The 17,581-nt window shown below is 60.6% G+C and carries 17 protein-coding genes; 7 read left to right on the top strand and 10 right to left on the bottom strand.

Features of this window, described 5'->3' with window-relative positions; all coding sequences use genetic code 11:
• Window positions 1-40: 40 nt before the first annotated feature.
• Window positions 41-589, top strand: a complete 549-nt coding sequence (locus tag ABX75_RS00540) for an adenine phosphoribosyltransferase (protein WP_034114796.1) — start codon at window positions 41-43, stop codon at window positions 587-589.
• A gap of 12 nt (window positions 590-601) precedes the next feature.
• On the opposite strand, the gene ABX75_RS00535 is transcribed toward ABX75_RS00540, so the two are convergent.
• The 5 genes from ABX75_RS00535 to dnaX form a co-directional block, all read right to left on the bottom strand.
• Window positions 602-1,750, bottom strand: a complete 1,149-nt coding sequence (locus tag ABX75_RS00535) for an acyl-CoA dehydrogenase family protein (RefSeq protein WP_047881287.1) — start codon at window positions 1,748-1,750, stop codon at window positions 602-604.
• Window positions 1,751-2,457: 707 nt separating this feature from the next.
• Complete coding sequence (gene recR / locus ABX75_RS00530) at window positions 2,458-3,060, bottom strand: recombination mediator RecR (protein WP_014719453.1); 603 nt, start codon at window positions 3,058-3,060, stop codon at window positions 2,458-2,460.
• Between the two features lie 66 nt (window positions 3,061-3,126).
• Window positions 3,127-4,161 (bottom strand): NADP-dependent oxidoreductase, encoded by a 1,035-nt coding sequence (locus ABX75_RS00525; RefSeq protein WP_034099683.1) that lies wholly within the window; start codon window positions 4,159-4,161, stop codon window positions 3,127-3,129.
• Between the two features lie 132 nt (window positions 4,162-4,293).
• Window positions 4,294-4,632 (bottom strand): YbaB/EbfC family nucleoid-associated protein, encoded by a 339-nt coding sequence (locus tag ABX75_RS00520; RefSeq protein WP_017527493.1) that lies wholly within the window; start codon window positions 4,630-4,632, stop codon window positions 4,294-4,296.
• A 44-nt stretch (window positions 4,633-4,676) separates the two neighbouring features.
• Window positions 4,677-6,713 (bottom strand): DNA polymerase III subunit gamma/tau, encoded by a 2,037-nt coding sequence (gene dnaX / locus ABX75_RS00515; protein WP_034099684.1) that lies wholly within the window; start codon window positions 6,711-6,713, stop codon window positions 4,677-4,679.
• A gap of 134 nt (window positions 6,714-6,847) precedes the next feature.
• Here dnaX and ABX75_RS00510 point away from each other — a divergent pair, with 134 nt between their 5' ends.
• A complete protein-coding gene (locus tag ABX75_RS00510) occupies window positions 6,848-7,609 on the top strand; it encodes an ABC transporter substrate-binding protein (RefSeq protein ID WP_047881286.1) in 762 nt (253 codons plus the stop codon).
• Between the two features lie 54 nt (window positions 7,610-7,663).
• Complete coding sequence (locus tag ABX75_RS00505) at window positions 7,664-8,035, top strand: VOC family protein (RefSeq protein WP_047881285.1); 372 nt, start codon at window positions 7,664-7,666, stop codon at window positions 8,033-8,035.
• Here the strand turns inward: ABX75_RS00505 and ABX75_RS00500 are convergent.
• A complete protein-coding gene (locus tag ABX75_RS00500) occupies window positions 7,949-8,908 on the bottom strand; it encodes a DMT family transporter (RefSeq protein ID WP_047881284.1) in 960 nt (319 codons plus the stop codon). The genes ABX75_RS00505 and ABX75_RS00500 overlap by 87 nt on opposite strands.
• Window positions 8,909-9,010: 102 nt before the next feature.
• Here ABX75_RS00500 and ABX75_RS00495 point away from each other — a divergent pair, with 102 nt between their 5' ends.
• Window positions 9,011-9,874, top strand: a complete 864-nt coding sequence (locus ABX75_RS00495; protein ID WP_034099687.1) for a LysR family transcriptional regulator — start codon at window positions 9,011-9,013, stop codon at window positions 9,872-9,874.
• A gap of 74 nt (window positions 9,875-9,948) precedes the next feature.
• A complete protein-coding gene (locus ABX75_RS00490) occupies window positions 9,949-10,860 on the top strand; it encodes a DUF2167 domain-containing protein (protein ID WP_034099688.1) in 912 nt (303 codons plus the stop codon).
• A gap of 58 nt (window positions 10,861-10,918) precedes the next feature.
• Here the strand turns inward: ABX75_RS00490 and ABX75_RS00485 are convergent, their stop codons facing one another.
• Entirely contained in the window at window positions 10,919-11,515 is a 597-nt protein-coding gene (locus ABX75_RS00485) for a hypothetical protein (RefSeq protein WP_034138934.1), read from the bottom strand.
• Between the two features lies 1 nt (window position 11,516).
• Entirely contained in the window at window positions 11,517-12,563 is a 1,047-nt protein-coding gene (locus ABX75_RS00480; RefSeq protein ID WP_040269099.1) for an N-acetylmuramidase family protein, read from the bottom strand.
• A 338-nt stretch (window positions 12,564-12,901) separates the two neighbouring features.
• On the opposite strand from ABX75_RS00480, the gene ABX75_RS00475 reads away from it, so the two are divergent.
• Together ABX75_RS00475 and ABX75_RS00470 are read left to right on the top strand one after the other, a co-directional pair.
• Window positions 12,902-14,278, top strand: coding sequence for an AAA family ATPase (locus tag ABX75_RS00475; RefSeq protein WP_256203842.1), 1,377 nt, complete (start codon window positions 12,902-12,904; stop codon window positions 14,276-14,278).
• Window positions 14,275-14,997 (top strand): retron system putative HNH endonuclease, encoded by a 723-nt coding sequence (locus tag ABX75_RS00470; protein ID WP_082136116.1) that lies wholly within the window; start codon window positions 14,275-14,277, stop codon window positions 14,995-14,997. The genes ABX75_RS00475 and ABX75_RS00470 overlap by 4 nt, the downstream gene beginning before the upstream one ends.
• Window positions 14,998-15,007: 10 nt before the next feature.
• Here the strand turns inward: ABX75_RS00470 and ABX75_RS00465 are convergent, their stop codons facing one another.
• Window positions 15,008-16,969, bottom strand: a complete 1,962-nt coding sequence (locus ABX75_RS00465) for a hypothetical protein (RefSeq protein ID WP_047881283.1) — start codon at window positions 16,967-16,969, stop codon at window positions 15,008-15,010.
• Between the two features lie 59 nt (window positions 16,970-17,028).
• Window positions 17,029-17,457, bottom strand: coding sequence for a hypothetical protein (locus tag ABX75_RS00460; protein WP_034099692.1), 429 nt, complete (start codon window positions 17,455-17,457; stop codon window positions 17,029-17,031).
• Window positions 17,458-17,581 lie beyond the last annotated feature (124 nt).

Here is a 17,581-nt window from a genome sequence, read left to right as displayed (position 1 = left end):
ATACTTCGAGTCCGTTTTCCGCACCCAGGACTCCTCGACGATGACCTTCGACTCGTTCGACATCAAATCCCTGATCCGCCCTGTCATCGACTTCCCCAAGCCTGGGGTGATCTTCCGTGACATCACCCCGCTGTTCCAATCGCCCAAGGCCCTGCGCCTGGTGGCGGACAGCTTTGCCCAGCGCTACGTCGAAGCCGAGTTCACCCACATTGGCGCGATGGATGCTCGTGGTTTTCTGATCGGTTCGATCATTGCTTATCAGTTGAACAAGCCGCTGATCCTGTTTCGCAAGCAAGGCAAACTGCCGGCCGATGTGCTGGCCGAGGGTTACCAGACAGAATACGGCGAAGCCTTCCTGGAAGTGCACGCCGACAGCTTGTGCGAAGGCGACTCGGTGCTGATATTCGATGACCTGATCGCCACTGGCGGTACGCTGATAGCCGCTGCGAACCTGGTACGGCGCATGGGTGCGAAGGTGTTCGAAGCCGCCGCAATCATCGACCTGCCGGAGCTGGGTGGCTCGCAGCGCTTGGAAGACATGGGCATCCCGACGTTTTGCCTGACGCAGTTTTCATTGACTGAACGCTAATGGCACTGACCATCACAAGCCCATCTGCTTGCTGATGATTTCGTTCATTACCTCCCGAGTCCCCCCGCCGATGGACAGGATGCGGTTGTCGCGATACAGCCGCTCCACCAGATTGCCGCGCATATAGCCCTGGCCGCCGAGGATCTGCACGGCGTCGTAGGTGACGCGGTCGGCGGTGTCGGTGGCCAGGTTCTTGGCCATGGAAATTTCCTTGATCACACTTTTGCCCGCCGCCATCTTCGCTGCCTGGCGGTAGGTGAACTCCCGCGAGACTTCCACGGCCGTGGCCATTTCCGCCAAGCGATGCTTGAGCACCTGGAATTTACCGATGGGTTTGCCGAACGCCTCACGCTGAGCGGCCCATCGCAGGCTCTGTTCAAGGGCCATCTGCGCGGTCATATTGGCCATCAATGCCAGAGCCAGGCGTTCGCTTTGGAAGTTGCCCATGATGCAGGCGAACCCCATGTTCTCGGCGCCGATCAGATTGCCGACGGGCACTGGGCAGTCATCGAAGAACAACTCAGCCGTGTCCGACGCCCACCAGCCCATCTTCTTCAGTGGTGGACCGACGGTAAAACCAGGGGTGTTCTTTTCGATCAACAGCAGGCTGATACCGGCAAATCCCGGCCCACCGGTGCGCACCGCCACGGTGTAGAAGTCGGCGCGCACGCCGCTGGTAATAAAGGTTTTGCTGCCGCTGACGCGGTAACAGTCGCCGTCGCGCACGGCGCGGGTGTGCAGGTTGGCCACATCGGAACCGCCACCCGGCTCGGTAACCGCCAGAGCAATGACCTTCGCCCCTGCCAACACCTGCGGCACCACTCGCTCGCGCACTTCGGGCCGTGCCCATTTGACGACCGGCGGCAAGCCGATATCCAGCGAACCGAGCCCCGCGACAACGCCGCCGGAGCCGCAGCGCATCAACTCTTCGCTGGCCGCAACCTTGGCGAACAAATCGCCTTCGTGACTGCCACCCAATGATTCTGGATACCCGATGCCAAGGATCCCCGCCGCACCGGCCTTGTCGTAGAGTTCGCGGGGGAAACTTTGAGCCTCCTCCCATTGCTCGATGCCCGGCAGCATCTCGCGCTCGACAAAGCGTCGCACGCTGTCGCGGATCAGCTGGTGATGGGGGTCGAAGTAATCCTGATAGGCAGACATCGGCAAACTCCACGCAACGGTGGAGAGAAATTACCAAGCGCTTGCTTGGTTAACAAGCATTCGAAAAAACGTGGTGCCAAAGAAATCCGAACTGAACCCGCCACACACTTGTTGCGGCGAAGCGGCCCTGTATCCAGACACTGCGGTGGGTCAGGCGGAAACGGTTGCCAGGTTATAGGGCTGCTTCGCAGCCCAGCGCAGGGCAAGCCTGCTCACTACACGGGGAGCGGCGCACGCGCTTGCAGTGGTGAGCGGGCTTGCCCCGCGCTGGGGCGCGAAGCGGCCCTGTCTGCAGGCGCTGCGTTGGGTCAGGCAGAAACGGTTGCCAGGTTGTGGGGCTGCTTCGCAGCCCAGCGCAGGGCAAGCCTGCTCACTACACGGGGAGCGGCGCACGTGCTTGCAGTGGTGAGCGGGCTTGCCCCGCGCTGGGGCGCGAAGCGGCCCTGTCTGCAGGCGCTGCGGTGTGTCAGGCGGAAACGGTTGCAAGGTTGTGGGGCTGCTTCGCAGCCCAGCGCAGGGCAAGCCTGCTCACTACACGGGGAGCGGCGCACATGCTTGCAGTGGTGAGCGGGCTTGCCCCGCGCTGGGGCGCGAAGCGGCCCCGTCTGCAGGTGCTGCGGTGTGTCAGGCGGAAACGGTTGCCAGGTTGCGGGGCGGCTTCGCAGCCCAGCGCAGGGCAAGCCTGCTCACTACAACAGCCGGGGTGGCTAGAGGGCGATGGGTTTGCGGCCGGCGAAAGAGTGCGCCAGGGTGCCGCCGTCCACCAGTTCCAACTCGCCTCCCAGCGGCACGCCGTGGGCGATGCGTGAAGTGATCAGGCCTTTGTTGGTCAGCAGTTGGGCGATGTAATGGGCAGTCGCTTCACCTTCCACCGTGGGGTTGGTGGCGAGGATGACTTCGGTAAAGGTGCCCTGTTCCTCGATACGCGCCACCAGTTGCGGGATGCCGATGGCCTCCGGGCCGAGGCCGTCGAGCGGCGAGAGGTGGCCCTTGAGCACGAAGTAGCGTCCGCGATAGCCGGTCTGTTCCACCGCATACACATCCATCGGCCCTTCCACTACGCACAGCAAAGTGTCGTCGCGGCGCGGGTCCGCGCATTGCGGGCAAAGCTCTTCTTCGGTGAGAGTGCGGCACTGGCGACAGTGGCCAACGCCTTCCATGGCCTGGCTCAGGGCCTGGGCCAGGCGAGTGCCGCCGCTGCGGTCACGCTCCAGCAATTGCAGCGCCATGCGCTGGGCGGTTTTCTGGCCGACACCCGGCAAAGTACGCAGGGCGTCGATCAGTTGACGAATCAGGGGGCTGAAGCTCATGGGGCATGGGTCCGACAAAACGACGAGACGCGGTTTATACCCGCGCCCCGGATTAGCGTCAAATGATCAATCCTGCGCGACGCGCACCACCAACTTGCCGAAGTTGCGCCCTTCGAGCAGGCCGATAAAGGCTTCGGGCGCCTGCTCCAGGCCCTCGACCACATCTTCGCGGAACTTGATCTTGCCCTCGCGCACCCACGGCGCCATGGCGCTGAGGAACTCGGGCTGACGGTCGCCGTAGTCATCAAACACAATAAAGCCCTGGATGCGCACGCGCTTGGTCAGCAGAGTCCGTTGCAGGGCCGGTAGACGATCTGGACCACTGGGCGCCTCATGGGCGTTATAGCCGGCGATCAGGCCGCACAGCGGCACCCGTGCCTTGGCGTTCAGCAGCGGCAACACTGCGTCGAAGACCTTGCCGCCGACGTTTTCGAAATAGATGTCCACACCTTTGAAGCAGGCCTGGGCCAACTCGTCGGCAAAGTCCTCGCTTTTATGGTCGATACAGGCATCAAAGCCCAACTCGTCCACCACATAGCGGCACTTCTGCGCGCCGCCCGCAATACCGACCACACGCAGGCCCTTGAGCTTAGCCACCTGCCCCACCACCGAGCCGACCGCTCCGGACGCCGCGGCCACCACCAGGGTTTCGCCGGCCTTTGGCTGGCCGATGTCCATCAGGCCCATGTAGGCGGTCATGCCGGGCATGCCCAGCACACCCAGCGCCATGGAAGGACTGGCCAGCCCCTTAGGCACCGGTATCAGGTTGCGGCCGTCGGAAATGCTGTGGCTCTGCCAGCCGGTCGCACCGACCACCAGATCACCCACTTCAAACTTCGGATGACGCGACTGCTCGATCCGGCTGACAGCGCCGCCGGTCATCACCTCGTCGATTTCCACCGGTGCCGCGTAGGACGGCGCATCGCTCATCCGCCCACGCATGTAGGGGTCAAGGGACAAGTACAGGGTTTTGAGCAGCACCTGGCCGTCCGCCAGCTCCGGCAAAGTCACACGCTCCAGGCGGAAGTTCTCCGGGGTCGGTGCGCCTTTAGGACGCGAAACCAGGACGATTCGCTGGTTGAGTGTCGGTTCGTGAGGCATCAGAGGGCTCCTTATCGAATTCATCGGTATAGGGTGCAGACCATGGGTGCCGTGCCAGGGTTCGATCGGATCGGCATAAACAAAAATGCCAGGCGCGATGCCTGGCATTGGAGTCTAGCTAAAGCCTGCGGATCAGAACGGCAGCTTCATGCCCGGCGGCAGTTGCATGCCGGCGGTCACACCGGACATTTTGTCCTGGCTGTTGGCTTCGATCTTGCGCACTGCGTCGTTCACGGCAGCCGCGAACAGATCTTCCAGCACCTCACGGTCGTCATCGCTGACGCCTTCAAGCAGGCTCGGGTCGATGCTCACGCGCTTGATGTCGTGACGACCGGTCATCACCACACTGACCATATCACCACCGGCTTTACCGGTGACTTCGGCGTTGGCCAGTTCTTCCTGCATCTTGGCCATTTTTTCCTGCATCTGCTGCGCCTGCTTCATCAGGCCGGCCATGCCACCTTTCATCATGGGAATCACCTCAAAAGTACGTGGATCAAGTTAGTAGCCCGGTGTCATGACGCCTGGGGCACCGGAGCTTCGACAGGTTCAATAGTATCGTGGCGCACCACCGCACCGAACTGCTGCATCATTTGCTGGATGAGCGGATCGGCGTGGATCGCGTCCTCGGCTTCACGCTGGCGGTTCAGACGCCGGCGGGTCGCGGCCTGGGCCGGGGTTTCCTGCTCAGGCTTGATCAATTCGATGCTGATCGTCAGCGTGCGCCCATGGTACTGGTTAAGGGCATCATTGAGGCGACGCTGCTGGGTTGCATTGAACAAGGCACTGTGGGCCGGGTCCAGGTGCAGCGACCAGTGGTCGCCGTCGACGGCGATCAGTGTGCAGTTGGCGGCGATGCTGCCGGTCATGCCGGAAATCGGCAATTTCGGGAACAGTTCCAGCCACTGCAGAGCCAGACCGGTGGCCGGCGCTGCGGCGGGTTCAGGCTCGGGCTCCGGGGCAGGTTCGGCGGCGTGTTCGCTGGCCAATTCGTCCAGGTAGCTGTAGGCCGAATCCATGTCCGGCTCGATGTAGTCTTCGTCCAGCGGCGGCTCGTCGTCGAGGTCGATGCCCGGCGTGGCCGCGTCGACTTGGGCGACCGTCGGCTCGGGCACTGGCGCGGACACCCACTCCGGCGCATCCGGCACCACGCTGTCAGGCGTCGGCGTGGGCATCGGGGTCAGTTCGGGTTGCTCGCCGGTGGTTTCCAGCACGGGCTCCACGGCAGGCTGCAACTCGGGCTCGGGCTCGGCGTCCGCCGGTTCGTTCCACGGCAGGTCGACCACAGGGTCGGGCTCAGGCGCGGCAACCACTACTGGCTCAGGCGCCTCAGCTGGAGGCGCGACCGGCGCAGGCGCGGCGGCAACTGGCGCGACTACGGCGGCGCCAGCCACAGGTTTGGCGGAATCAACTGTGGCCTGGCTGATCCCCACTGGCTTTAGCGGCTGTCTCGGCGCATCCGCCGTATCGGCGGGCCGGAACGCCAGCATGCGCAACAGCACCATTTCAAAACCGCCGCGCGGATCCGGCGCCAGGGGCAAATCGCGACGGCCGATCAGGCCCATCTGGTAATAGAACTGCACGTCTTCGGCCGGCAATGCCTGGGCCAACGCCAGCACCCGGTCGCGGTCGCCGTGGCCGTTGTCGACACCTTCAGGCAGAGCCTGGGCGATGGCCACGCGGTGCAGCACATTGAGGATTTCCGAGAGCACGCCGTTCCAGTCCGGGCCTTGCTCCGACAAATGGCGCACGGCCTCCAACAACGCCTTGGCATCACCGTCGATCAACGCGTGCAGCACGTCGAAGACCTGGCCGTGATCCAGGGTGCCCAACATGGCACGCACATCGGCGGCCATGACCTTGCCTTCGCCAAAGGCGATGGCCTGGTCGGTGAGGCTCATGGCGTCACGCATCGAGCCATCGGCCGCGCGGCCGAGCAGCCACAGCGCGTCGTCTTCGAACGGCACGTTCTCGACACCCAGCACATGGGTCAAATGCTCGACCACTCGCTCGGGAGTCATGTTCTTCAGGGAAAACTGCAGGCACCGCGACAGAATGGTTGCAGGAAGTTTCTGCGGGTCGGTGGTGGCCAGGATGAATTTGACGTAGGGCGGCGGCTCTTCCAGGGTTTTCAACAAGGCGTTGAAGGAGTGGCTGGACAGCATGTGCACTTCGTCGATCAGGTAGACCTTGAAACGGCCACGGCTCGGGGCGTACTGCACGTTGTCCAGCAGTTCGCGGGTGTCTTCGACCTTGGTGCGGCTGGCGGCGTCGATCTCGATCAGGTCGACGAAACGCCCTTCGTCGATTTCCCGGCATACCGAACAGGTGCCGCAGGGCGTTGAGGTGATCCCGGTTTCACAGTTCAGGCACTTGGCGATGATCCGCGCGATCGTGGTCTTGCCCACCCCCCGGGTACCGGTGAACAGGTAGGCGTGGTGCAGCCGTTGGCTGTCCAAGGCATTGATCAGAGCCTTGAGCACATGGGTCTGGCCGACCATTTCGCGGAACGAGCGCGGGCGCCATTTACGTGCAAGAACCTGATAACTCATCGAAAACCGTCGCAACTGGGAAGCAGAGGCCGGTAATGCTAGCGGAGCAAGGGGGAAATTGCATCCGGCACGCTCGTCTAATCTGACTAAGCTCTGCTGACTGGCCCCCGAAACGGCCTGAACCTGGAGAGTGTATGCGCGTAGTCCTGGGCGCTTTATGGATGATCACCACGGCCAGCTTGGCGGCGCCTGCCCCGCTGCGTTTTTCGATTTCCGACAGTTGGGCGATGCCGATGGTGCAAGTGGAGAACGGTCAGCCGACCCAGGGCATTTTGTATGACGTGATGGCGAGCCTGGCCACACAGCTCGGCCTACCGGCCCGGTTCCAAGTGCTGGCACGCGCGCGCATCGCCACTGCCTTGCTCCATGGCGACATCGACGTGCGCTGTTATGTCACCCAGGCCTGGCTCGATGACCTGCCCGGCGACTACGCCTGGAGCGTGCCGCTGATGGCGCAGCGCAGCGTCCTGGTCAGTACCGACGAACAACCGGTCACACTGAGCGACCTGGCCCCGCAGGCCATCGGCACCGTACTCAATTACCGCTACATCGGCCTGGCCGCGTTGTTTGCCAGCGGGCGGCTGACCCGTGACGAAGCGCGCAGTGAGGAACAGGTGTTGCAAAAACTGCTGGCTGGGCGCTTTCAATACGCCGTCATCAACGAATGGACGGTTGATCGCTTCAACCAGTCTCTGCCGCTTGGTCGGCGTCTGCATAAGGTCGCCGTGGTCGATGAGTTGAGCCTGGGCTGCATTGTGCGTAACGATCCCAATTTGCCGGTGCAGCAAATCCTGGATACGTTGCAGCGCATGAAAATGTCAGGGGAAATCGACAAGATCATTCAGCTGTACACCGGCCAGATTCCATCGGTGCCCCACGCTCCTGACAAGAACTGACAGTGCGACCTTTTAGACTGGGCTGACTTAACCGCCTGCCCTCAAGGAGCCTGCATGCACACCGTCGCCCATTATTTCCTGCTGTATGTCGACAGCCCCGCCACCAGCGCGAATTTCTACAGCCGCTTGCTCGATAAGCCGCCCGTGGAACTCAACCCGACCTTTGCCCTGTTCATACTCGATAACGGCGTCAAGCTGGGGCTGTGGTCGCGCCACACCGTGGAACCGGCCGCCACGCTGACGGGCGGCGGCGCGGAAGTGGGGCTGTCACTGGCGGACAAAACCGCCCTAGACACCTTGCACGCGCAGTGGTCGGCACGGGGCGCCACGATCATTCAGTCACCGACGGATCTGGACTTCGGCTATACCTTCGTCGCCGAGGACCTCGACGGCCACCGATTGCGCGCATTCTGCCTGCACGACTAAGCGCCAGCGCCCCTCCAGGCTGATGGCCGCCACGCTGGCCAGCACGATCAGCGCGCCGAGCACCACCCAGGGCGTCACCTGCTCACCCAGCAGAGTGGCGGCCATCAGCATCGCCACTGGCGGAATCAGGTACATCGCCACCGACGCGCGGCTGACCTCCACATGTTTCAACACATAGCCCCACGCCAGATAGGCCAGAGCGCTGGGAAAAATGCCCAGCACCAGCACCGCCAGGTTCTCCGTCAACGGCGCCCTCAGCACCGCCGCGGGCAGGCCCGGCAGGTTCACGCAGAGCATCAGAGTGCCCGCCCACACCATGTAGCACGCCATGGTCAGCGGGCTGTAACGATGGGCGTAGTGTTTCTGAAGGGCGAAATACACACTCCAGGACAGCGCTGCCAGCAGGATCAGCACGCCGCGCGGGTCGATCTCGCCGATGCCCCGATCACCGCAGATCACCACCCCTACCCCGACCAGCCCCAATGACACACACACCCAACGCCACACACTCACCCGCTCCTTCAAAACCCAAAACGCGATCAGCACACTGAACAGCGGGGCCGACTGCGCCAACACACTGGAGGCCGCCGCCGTGACCCATTGCTGTCCATAGTTGAGGGCTGTGTGGTGCAGGAACACGCCGAAGAACCCCAGCACCAGCAGCCAGGGCACGTCCCGCCAGCGCGGTCGGCCGATGCCCAGTACCAGCGCCACCCCGGCCATAAACAGCGACGCGATCAAAAAGCGCAACAACGCCAGCTGGCCGGGGCTGTAGCTGTGCAGGCCCAGATGCACACCAATCGGCGAATAGGCCCAGCAGAGGATCACGCTGGCGGTGACTAGCGTAAGCTTCAGGCGTGACGGTGTGTTCATCGAGAGCGTCCGGAAACCGCGAAAGAAGGCCTTCAGTCTTGGCCCGGACGCGGCGCAGGACAATTAAGCGTTTCTGACTTCTGAAATCACGGGAATTGAGCAATGGAACTGGCCCAACTGAAAATGGTGCGCGCCGTGGCGCAGACGGGCAGCGTGGCCCAGGCGGCCGTGCAGCTGCATTGCGTGCCCTCCAACATCACCACACGCATCAAGCAACTGGAGAGCGAGCTGGGCACGCCGTTATTTATCCGTGCCGGGCGCGGGCTGGCGATCAGCGCGGCGGGTGAAATTTTTCTCGACTACTGCGAGCGCATCCTGGCGCTGGTGGATGAGTCCAAACGCGCAGTGGATGCCACTGCCATCCCCCGTGGCACCTTGCGCATCGGCGCGGTGGAATCCAGCGCCAGCGGCCGCTTGCCACCGCTGCTGGCGGAATATCACCGGCGTTACCCGCAAGTCAGCCTGGAACTGGTGACCGGCGCCTGGAGCCCATTGCTTGACGACCTGCAACACCATCGCCTGGACGTGGCCCTGGTGGCCGCCGGTAACCGGCGGGCCAAACTCGAACACAGTGTGGTCTACCGCGAACGCCTGGTGCTGATCGCCAGCGCGTGCAGCGCGCCCATTCACGGCGCACAGGACCTGGCGGGCCGCACGTTGTTGGTGTGGCCAAGTGGCTGCCCCTATCGCGCCGCGCTGGAAAACTGGCTCAAACCCCATGACATCACACCGAGCATCGCCACCTATGCCAGCTGGGGCACGATCATCGGCTGCGTCAGCGCCGGGATCGGCGTGGCGTTGGCGCCGGAAGGGATTCTGGCGCGTTATGAGCAGGCCAGTCAGTTGGCTTCGTACCGGTTCGAGGAGCTTGAGGCCGTGGACAATCTGCTGTTCTGGCACACCGACACGCAGCGGCACCTGGCGCGGGATGCCTTTGCCGACTTGCTACGCGAAACCTTCGGCTAAGCCATATCTGGATGCCCGTAGCAGGTTTTTCCGTTATCCTCCCGCGAAATTAATTCAAAATGTAAGGGACTACCGTGAATTACTTCCGCTTGTTGCTTGCGGCGGCTGCTCTGAGCCTGCCCGTCGTACCCGCCTTCGCCGCCGCCACACCTGCACCGGTCGAAGCCAGCGCCGCAGCTGAACCGGCTGAAACCGCCGAACATTTCCTGGCTTCGCTGAAGAAAAAAACCGGCACGGTCACCCTGCCCAGCGGCATCGCCACCCTCAAACTCAACGACGAGTTCTACTACCTCGACCCGGCGGATACCGAACGCCTGCTGACCGACGGCTGGGGCAACCCACCGGGCTTCAAGACCCTGGGCATGATCGTACCCAAAGCCGTTAGCCCGCTGTCCGAGCGTGGCTGGGGCGTGATCGTCAGCTACAAGGCCGATGGGCATATTTCCGACGAGGACGCGGCAAAAATCGACTACGCCGACCTGCTCAAGCAGATGCAGGAAGAAGACGAGGCCGAGAACCAGGAACGCAAGAAACAAGGCTACGCCGGCCTGCATCTGCTGGGCTGGGCCGAGCCGCCGCACTATGACGATACCACCCACAAGATGTACTGGGCCCGCGAGCTGAAAGCCGACGACGCCGATCAGAACACCCTCAACTACAGCATCCGCGTACTGGGCCGTGAAGGCGTGCTGGAACTCAATGCCGTTGCCGCCATGGCCGACCTGCCGACCATCAAGCAAGAGCTGCCCAAGGTGCTGGCCTTCACCAACTTCACCGATGGCAACCTGTACACCGACTTCAACCCCAGCACCGACAAAATGGCCACCTATGGCCTAGCGGCACTGGTGGCCGGTGGGATTGCCGCCAAGGCCGGGTTGTTCGCCAAGATCGGCATTTTCCTGCTGGCGGCGAAGAAGTTTTTGGTCATCGGCGTGGTGGCGTTGCTCGCCGGTATCCGCAAGTTGTTCAGCCGCAATAAGGGCTGAACCCCGCCCATAAAAAACGCCGCCGTGTGCCAGACACACGGCGGCGTTTTTTTGTGGCTCAGTTTTGCGCGGTGGGCGCAGCCAGACGGCTGTACTGGTCCTGGCTGATCCAACCAATGAACGAGCGGCCTTCGGCGTTGACGAACTCGACCTGGGCCCAGCCGTCCTTGTACGCCAGCACACCGACCACGTCACGCTTGACGATATACGGGCGCTTAGCGACCTTGGCACCCGGGGTTTTCTGCAAGTAAGCCTTGTCGGCGGACACCGTGACCAGGCCGATCCAGTTTTTGCTGGCGGTCTGGCTCAGGTCCAGGCCGGTGGCGATTTCCGGCATCAACACGTTCAGGCAACCGGGGTGCTGGCGGCCTTGTTCTACGGTCAGGGTCACGCCATCGCCAGACGCTGCGATGCTGCCGGGATAAGCTTCCTGGCCCCAAGTGGTCAGCGCGCCCGGTTTACCCTGCAGGTAAAACGTGCAGCCGCGGGTGACGCCCTCGCCCATTTCTTCGGCGTAGTAGCCTTCGACCTGCTGCTGCGGCGTGACCGCCAGCATCAGGCCTTCATACTTGCCCGAATGCAAAGCGCTGCTGGCGGCCAATGCAGGCACTGCAAAGCACAACGACAACACACCCATCGTCAGAAAACGCGTCATCCTATTTTTTCCCTTCAAGTTTTTCGTAGGCTTTCTTCATCAGGACGTCGTAGTTGCCGTAGTCCTCACCGTTGTAATTACGCGCCATGCCGGTGAAATCCTTGGCCTTCATGGCTTTCATCAACGCTGGGCTCTTGCTGCAGAAACCCAGGAAGGCTTTGAGCTGGTTGCCAGCATTCACTTTCAAGGCGGCCGCGAATTCAAACACGGTCTTGTAACCGCACGATTCGAAGTTGAAGCCCATGATCTGGAACATGCCCCAGGACGCCGACATCAAGGCCGCTTCCTGATCCAAGGCAAACGCAGTAGCCATGGTTTCCCAGGCTTTGATCTGGTCCTTGTTGTTGGTCTGCCACTGCGGCCCGGCCTTTTTCACGTAAGGGTAAGACAGCAGCGGGTGGGCCTGGTCGTAGATGCGCTTGGTGTACTTGCGAAACAGGTGCCCTTCGAAAGCGATCACCGGCAACTTGGCCGGCCCGAACCCCGAACGCCCGCCGGATTCCACGGTGGCGAAGGCCTTGATGATATTGACCGAAATGCCGTTGCCCAACTGGGTGGCGGCGTTCTGGAAATCAGTGTCGGAGAGGGTCATGCCACCGTCGCAGGTGGGCTGCAACATCAGTTGCCGGTTGCGGCGCTCCGCCTCGATCATCGCGCGCATGCGGTCCAAGTACACATTCACCGTAGCCTGCACTGCATCGCCGTGGTTATTGCCGAAGGCATTCAGGAAGGTTGGAATGCGCAGCGTCGGAGAGGCCTTGACCGGCACCTTGACGGCCTCTTCGATCAGACTGTTGAACGTACGACCGGTGGGGTCGATCACGCCGTCGGGATGGGCGTACTTGAGGTGGCGAAACTGATACTGGCTGATGCACTGCACCAACTGGCCGTCGCACTTGCCGTTTTCCGGCAGGGGAAAGCCCATTTTGGGAATGATCAGATTGAATAAATACTGGATGCACTGCACATCGGCGGGCAAGTTGCGGGCTTTACCGGGAGCGCCCACCGAAGCACTGATCAGACGGGGCAACCCTTGCAGGCTTTTCATCAGAGACATCCTTGTTAGTTAAAGAAGTGATATCACTTCAATATCAATGCGTTACTGTTGTCATATTCTGAAACATGCGGCTGGCGGAAACTAGCAAGGCGCTCAAGGGTTGTCCAGTCGCGAGCTTGAAAGTTGTGAGACAGCTATCTAAAGGCAGGGAGCCGTCGTTTTTTTAGATCTGACGGCTGAGCGGGTTGGCCTCAGAAACACGCCAACAAACCAGTCACTCTCCACGGCTTAACTTCGCGTTTTCGCCGTCCGCTCTAGTATGCTGTACACCCAGCAATGCAATGGGATGTCCCTTTGCCTGGCCATATGATGAAACCGGAGGAACGACTGTGAGGCTCGACAAACTGCGCGTGCGCAATTACCGCTGCTTTGGAGAGTTCGATATCGACTTCGATCCTCATCTGACTGTCTTGATTGCCTCCAACGGTGGTGGCAAAACCACTATCCTGGATGCGGCTCGGGTTGCTTTATGGCCGTTTGTAAAAGGTTTTGACCTCGGTAGTCAGACCGGAAAATCCGCGACAATTCAAATCGACGACGTACGTCTTGCCCACCTTAGCAGCGGCAATATGGAACCTCAGATACCGAGCATTATTGAAGCGTCTGGCCCGTGGGATGACGGCGAACTGGAACGCCATTGGTTACAACAACGTACGCGCTTGAAAAAATCAACCAATACACTCGCAGACACCGGCGCTAAAGCCCTGACGGGGTACAGCAAATCACTGCAGGAAAAAGTTCGTCGTGATGAATCTGTTGTTCTACCTCTGATCACTTACCTGGGAACGTCTCGGCTCTGGTTTGAGGGGCGCTTCACCTCGGCCGCGGCCCAAACCACTCTTGACAAATCCGAATACTCCAGGACTTCAGGCTATCTGAACTGTCTTTCTTACTCGTCGAGTTTCAAAACCTTTACAGCATGGTATGGCTGGATCTATCGCAGCTATCGCGAAGCTCAGGTCGTTGCCCTGGAACGTAACGCGCAACTGTCTGAGCTTGGAACTCGATTCGGACAAATCATCAAATCGATCAAAGAAGCGATTGACCGATTGATTCAAGCCCCCACTGGCTGGCACAGCCTTGAGTACAGCGAGAGCCATCAACAGCAACTGATCATGCATCATCCTGAACAAGGGATACTGCCTGTAGACATGCTTAGCGATGGTTTGCGTAATGCAATTGCGATGGTCGCGGATCTTGCTTTTCGTGCTTGCAAGTTAAATCCGCATCTCGGCGTTGAGGCACCGTTGAAAACCCACGGTATTGCGTTGATCGATGAGGTGGACATGTTTCTCCATCCCCATTGGCAACAAACAGTTCTGGCCTCATTGCGTGGAGCTTTCCCAGCCATGCAATTCATTGTCACCACGCATAGCCCACAAGTATTAAGCACCGTACGGCGCGAAAACATTCGAGTGATTGGCAAGGATATACAAGGCAATCTGGTTGCCTCGCCACCTCTGGCGATGACTTACGGTGAGCCAAGCAGCAGCGTTCTACATAGCGTAATGCAAGTTGACCCGCAGCCACCGGTCATTGAAAAACCTGAGTTGTTGCAACTCACTGAATGGGTCGACAAGGGTCGGTACGATGAAGAGCCAGCCATTGAATTGATGGCGCGACTTACAAAAGCATTGGGTGATCAGCACCCCCAGCTTCAGCGCCTGCATCGCAGCATAAAACGACAAAGAGCGCTTAAAAAATGAGAGCTGTTTGCAAGCGTGGCCACGGTCCCTATCAACTGAACAACTCAAATTCCAATCCGCCCATCTCAGCAGAAGCGGCGGACAGCCGATGGTCTGGATTTAAGTACAAACAGCAAGTTCTCGCCTACCTTCTGGAAGAACAATACGGCCTATGTTGCTACAGTGAGATTCGTCCCGACCAGATCGGTTTAGGCTTTCATATAGAACACGTCGAAAATAAGAGCCAGAACCCTCAGCGCACTTTTGACTACCACAACCTCGCCGCGTCCGCTCTAGATAGCGAAAGCGATTTGCATACATTCAAAGGCCGAGCGTCAGAAGTTTTCGGCGGACATGCACTCGGAAAATCCGATGCGGTCGATATCAAGCGCTTTGTCTCCTGCCATCATCCCGATTGCCGTCGTTTTTTCGCCTACCTATCTGACGGCCGCATAGTGCCTGCGGATAAGCTGTCCATAGAAGACGAAGACAGAGCGTTGTACACCATTGGGTTACTTAACTTGAACAGCCCCTTCCTTCAGAACCTGCGTCAGCAATGGTGGGACGAGTTACAGGTGCTTTTCGAAGATCACATTGACCAAGATATGAGCCTTTACTGCCTGGCAAGTATCGACCTCGTTCCTCGCGGCAAGCAGCTAAGCCCTTTTTTCAGTCTTACACGAACTTTTTTCGGAGACATTGCAGAAGAGGTACTGACACAGAACCCCGTCGATGCGTAAATCAACTCAGTTAAAAGCCATGAGTCTCACGGGTCTTCTGATACTTGTGGTAATCGATCCACTCGACCACATCGTAAGGCAGATAGAGCTGGCGCCTGGCCCGTGAAATCGCGATATACACCTCGCACAATCGCTGATCGAAGGCATACGCATCCTTGAACTTCACGTTGCTCAGCAATTCCGGGGTGAGCAACACGCAGTCGAACTCCATGCCGCCGGCCTCTTGCGCCAGCATCAGCCGGCAGCGTTTGTCGGGCTCGCCGGCCAGGCGGTTCAGGCGGGTGACATCGGCCACATTGAAGCCTTTTTCCAGCTCATGCTCGACCCACAGGAACGCTTCGTCGAACTGCCCGGCCTCGCGCACTTGCTGCCAGTCAGCCAGGTCGCTGAAATAGGCGTGGGGGCCTTTGTCGGTGTGCTCGGTGCTGTAGAACTGCGGTTTGAACAACGCAATGGCGCTGATCATAAAACGCTCCAGATCGCGCTGCGCCGCGCTGTCGAACAAGGCGAACGGGCAATTGGCCTGCTGCAATTGGATCGCCCACTTCATCGTGTCCCAAGGGGACGCGGTCAACACTACGCAGCCTTCCGGCGGCACGAAGCCCTGGGGGTAATGTTCGATGCCGACATCGGCGTCCCGCGCGCCTTCGAACGGAACCTTGCTCTTCTGCGAATGCACGCTGATCAAGGGGTTGACCAGGCGCTCGACGTTGCGGCCGGAACGCACCGAATAGCTGATATCGGTGTGCCGGACTTCACGCTTGCGCCGCACCATCACGCCGGTGGCCAACTGATATTCGTCGCCCAGGGTGATCAGCACCTGACGGCCGCGCTCGATGATCTGCAGCAACGAGGCCGGGATGTCCTGGCTTTCATCGATCAGCACATGGGTAAACCGCGGCGGCACTTCGCAGCATTCCAGGCTGGCGCGCTTGATCAACCACAATGTGGCGAACTCGGTCTGGACGACCCACTGCGGATGGCGCTCCAGGTACGTCCACACGCGGCTTGAGTATTCCAGCAAGACCTGTGCATCCAGACTGGACAAGGCGTGCTTGAAGTGAGGAAAGTGTCGGGCCGAGAGGCTGTGATGGCTGGAGTCGCAGTAGTTCTCAAGCACCTTGAGGCACACATTCAACGTCGCCTGACCATCGTGGCCGCGCCAACCCAGGATATCCAGGGCTTGGGCCACCGCCTGCTTACTGGGCAACCTGGCCGATGATTTGTCTGCGGTTGGCCGCCCGTTCTGTAACAGCGCTTTGGCAAACGCGGCGAAGGTCGAACCGGCCTTGCTGTCCCGCGTCAGCCCCATGCGCTCGCGCAACGTGGCCAATTTGGCTCCGGTGCGTGCCAGGATCAGGGTTTTTTCCGGGCGCAGACATTCCAGCAACGCGCCCAGCAAGTGGCTCTTGCCGATACCGGCATAGCCTTGCACGTGCAGGTCTTCATTGAGATTGGCGCGAAAGGTGCGCACCAGCTTGTCCTGCGCCGGGCTGAGCCAACGCTCGCGGTGCCGGGGAGTGATCATCTGCTGGCTGAAGGGATCGTTGCTGCGCCGCTGGCGGACTTTGTAGGTCACATCCCACTGGCCGTCGGGCAGCAGATAATCACGCGCCGCGACCTCTTCGGCCAGTAACAGGCGCAGGTTGAGGTTTTTGAGCGCATTGATGCCGAAGTACAACTTGCGCGGATCGAACAACCGCCGCGCTTCGGGCAGCAACGCCGCCGTGCCGGACGTCGGCGTGTTCAGCGCCCAACCAATCAACTTGACCAGCACACGCTCGGCGGCGGCACCGTTGAGGTCCGCTGGCGCGGCCTGCGCCAGATTCTGAATGACCAGCACCGCCGCCAGCTCCGGGTCTGTCATGGTGTCCAGGTGCGTGGCACCGTCGGCACCGAGCAAGGCGCTGCAGGTGTCGTCGGTAACCGGCAGGAAAACGGGGCTGGATAAATCGAAGTGTTCCGGTTGCATACATCCTCGCGGCCAGGGGCCGAATGAGGTCAGTCAAATGGATTCAGCGGCTAAGCCTGTCAGGCATCCTGACCGACGCCCACCTCGAATTGATAGCCACCCAGAGAACCCGCCATGCCACCGGGGTAACGCCGTGGCCCGGTGGAGGCCGGGGCGCTGGCCAGTTCAATCTGCCGTTGCAGTTCATGAACGGCCATATCGAGCAAACGCCGCAGGTCTTCGGCGCTGTGGGCGGACACGTCCAAGTGCAATTGGTAGGTAGCGGTGACCGGTGGAGGCTGATCGACGCTCGGCCCAGGGCTCGGCTCGGCAGTACGGACAAACTGCGCACCGCTCATAATCTCGGCGTGCTCCTCGTCCATAAGGTCCAACACCTTCGACAACGCCAGGGTCTGCTCCGGGTGTGCCTGGATACGGTCCTTGATCTCCAAGCGCCGCATCTGCCATTCCCGCAGTTTTTCTCGTGTGAGGTCGTCAACTTTTTCCACTTGCGCTGCCTCCGGTTGCCAGGCAGTGAAGTATGCCACCGATAAACTGCCGAGCTGGCGTGAGTTTTTGGCCGTCGCGACAATGCCACCATGGACTGCTCAAGGGCAGATGGTTCGCAAACAG

Origin of the sequence: Pseudomonas sp. ARP3, assembly GCF_001029595.1 — a bacterium.
Classification (GTDB): domain Bacteria; phylum Pseudomonadota; class Gammaproteobacteria; order Pseudomonadales; family Pseudomonadaceae; genus Aquipseudomonas; species Aquipseudomonas rhodesiae.
Note: the sequence above shows the minus strand (reverse complement) of the source record. Positions and strands in the feature narration are given on the sequence as shown.

Excerpts from the sequence above, each read along its gene's own strand:
- ABX75_RS00535 (WP_047881287.1), bottom strand. The coding sequence starts at position 1,750 with ATGTCTGCCTATCAGGATTACTTCGACCCCCATCACCAGCTGATCCGC.
- ABX75_RS00510 (WP_047881286.1), top strand. The coding sequence starts at position 6,848 with ATGCGCGTAGTCCTGGGCGCTTTATGGATGATCACCACGGCCAGCTTG.
- ABX75_RS00485 (WP_034138934.1), bottom strand. The coding sequence starts at position 11,515 with ATGACGCGTTTTCTGACGATGGGTGTGTTGTCGTTGTGCTTTGCAGTG.
- ABX75_RS00540 (WP_034114796.1), top strand. The coding sequence starts at position 41 with ATGACCTTCGACTCGTTCGACATCAAATCCCTGATCCGCCCTGTCATC.
- ABX75_RS00495 (WP_034099687.1), top strand. The coding sequence starts at position 9,011 with ATGGAACTGGCCCAACTGAAAATGGTGCGCGCCGTGGCGCAGACGGGC.
- ABX75_RS00480 (WP_040269099.1), bottom strand. The coding sequence starts at position 12,563 with ATGAAAAGCCTGCAAGGGTTGCCCCGTCTGATCAGTGCTTCGGTGGGC.
- recR (WP_014719453.1), bottom strand. The coding sequence starts at position 3,060 with ATGAGCTTCAGCCCCCTGATTCGTCAACTGATCGACGCCCTGCGTACT.
- dnaX (WP_034099684.1), bottom strand. The coding sequence starts at position 6,713 with ATGAGTTATCAGGTTCTTGCACGTAAATGGCGCCCGCGCTCGTTCCGC.
- ABX75_RS00470 (WP_082136116.1), top strand. The coding sequence starts at position 14,275 with ATGAGAGCTGTTTGCAAGCGTGGCCACGGTCCCTATCAACTGAACAAC.
- ABX75_RS00505 (WP_047881285.1), top strand. The coding sequence starts at position 7,664 with ATGCACACCGTCGCCCATTATTTCCTGCTGTATGTCGACAGCCCCGCC.
- ABX75_RS00525 (WP_034099683.1), bottom strand. The coding sequence starts at position 4,161 with ATGCCTCACGAACCGACACTCAACCAGCGAATCGTCCTGGTTTCGCGT.
- ABX75_RS00465 (WP_047881283.1), bottom strand. The coding sequence starts at position 16,969 with ATGCAACCGGAACACTTCGATTTATCCAGCCCCGTTTTCCTGCCGGTT.
- ABX75_RS00520 (WP_017527493.1), bottom strand. The coding sequence starts at position 4,632 with ATGATGAAAGGTGGCATGGCCGGCCTGATGAAGCAGGCGCAGCAGATG.
- ABX75_RS00500 (WP_047881284.1), bottom strand. The coding sequence starts at position 8,908 with ATGAACACACCGTCACGCCTGAAGCTTACGCTAGTCACCGCCAGCGTG.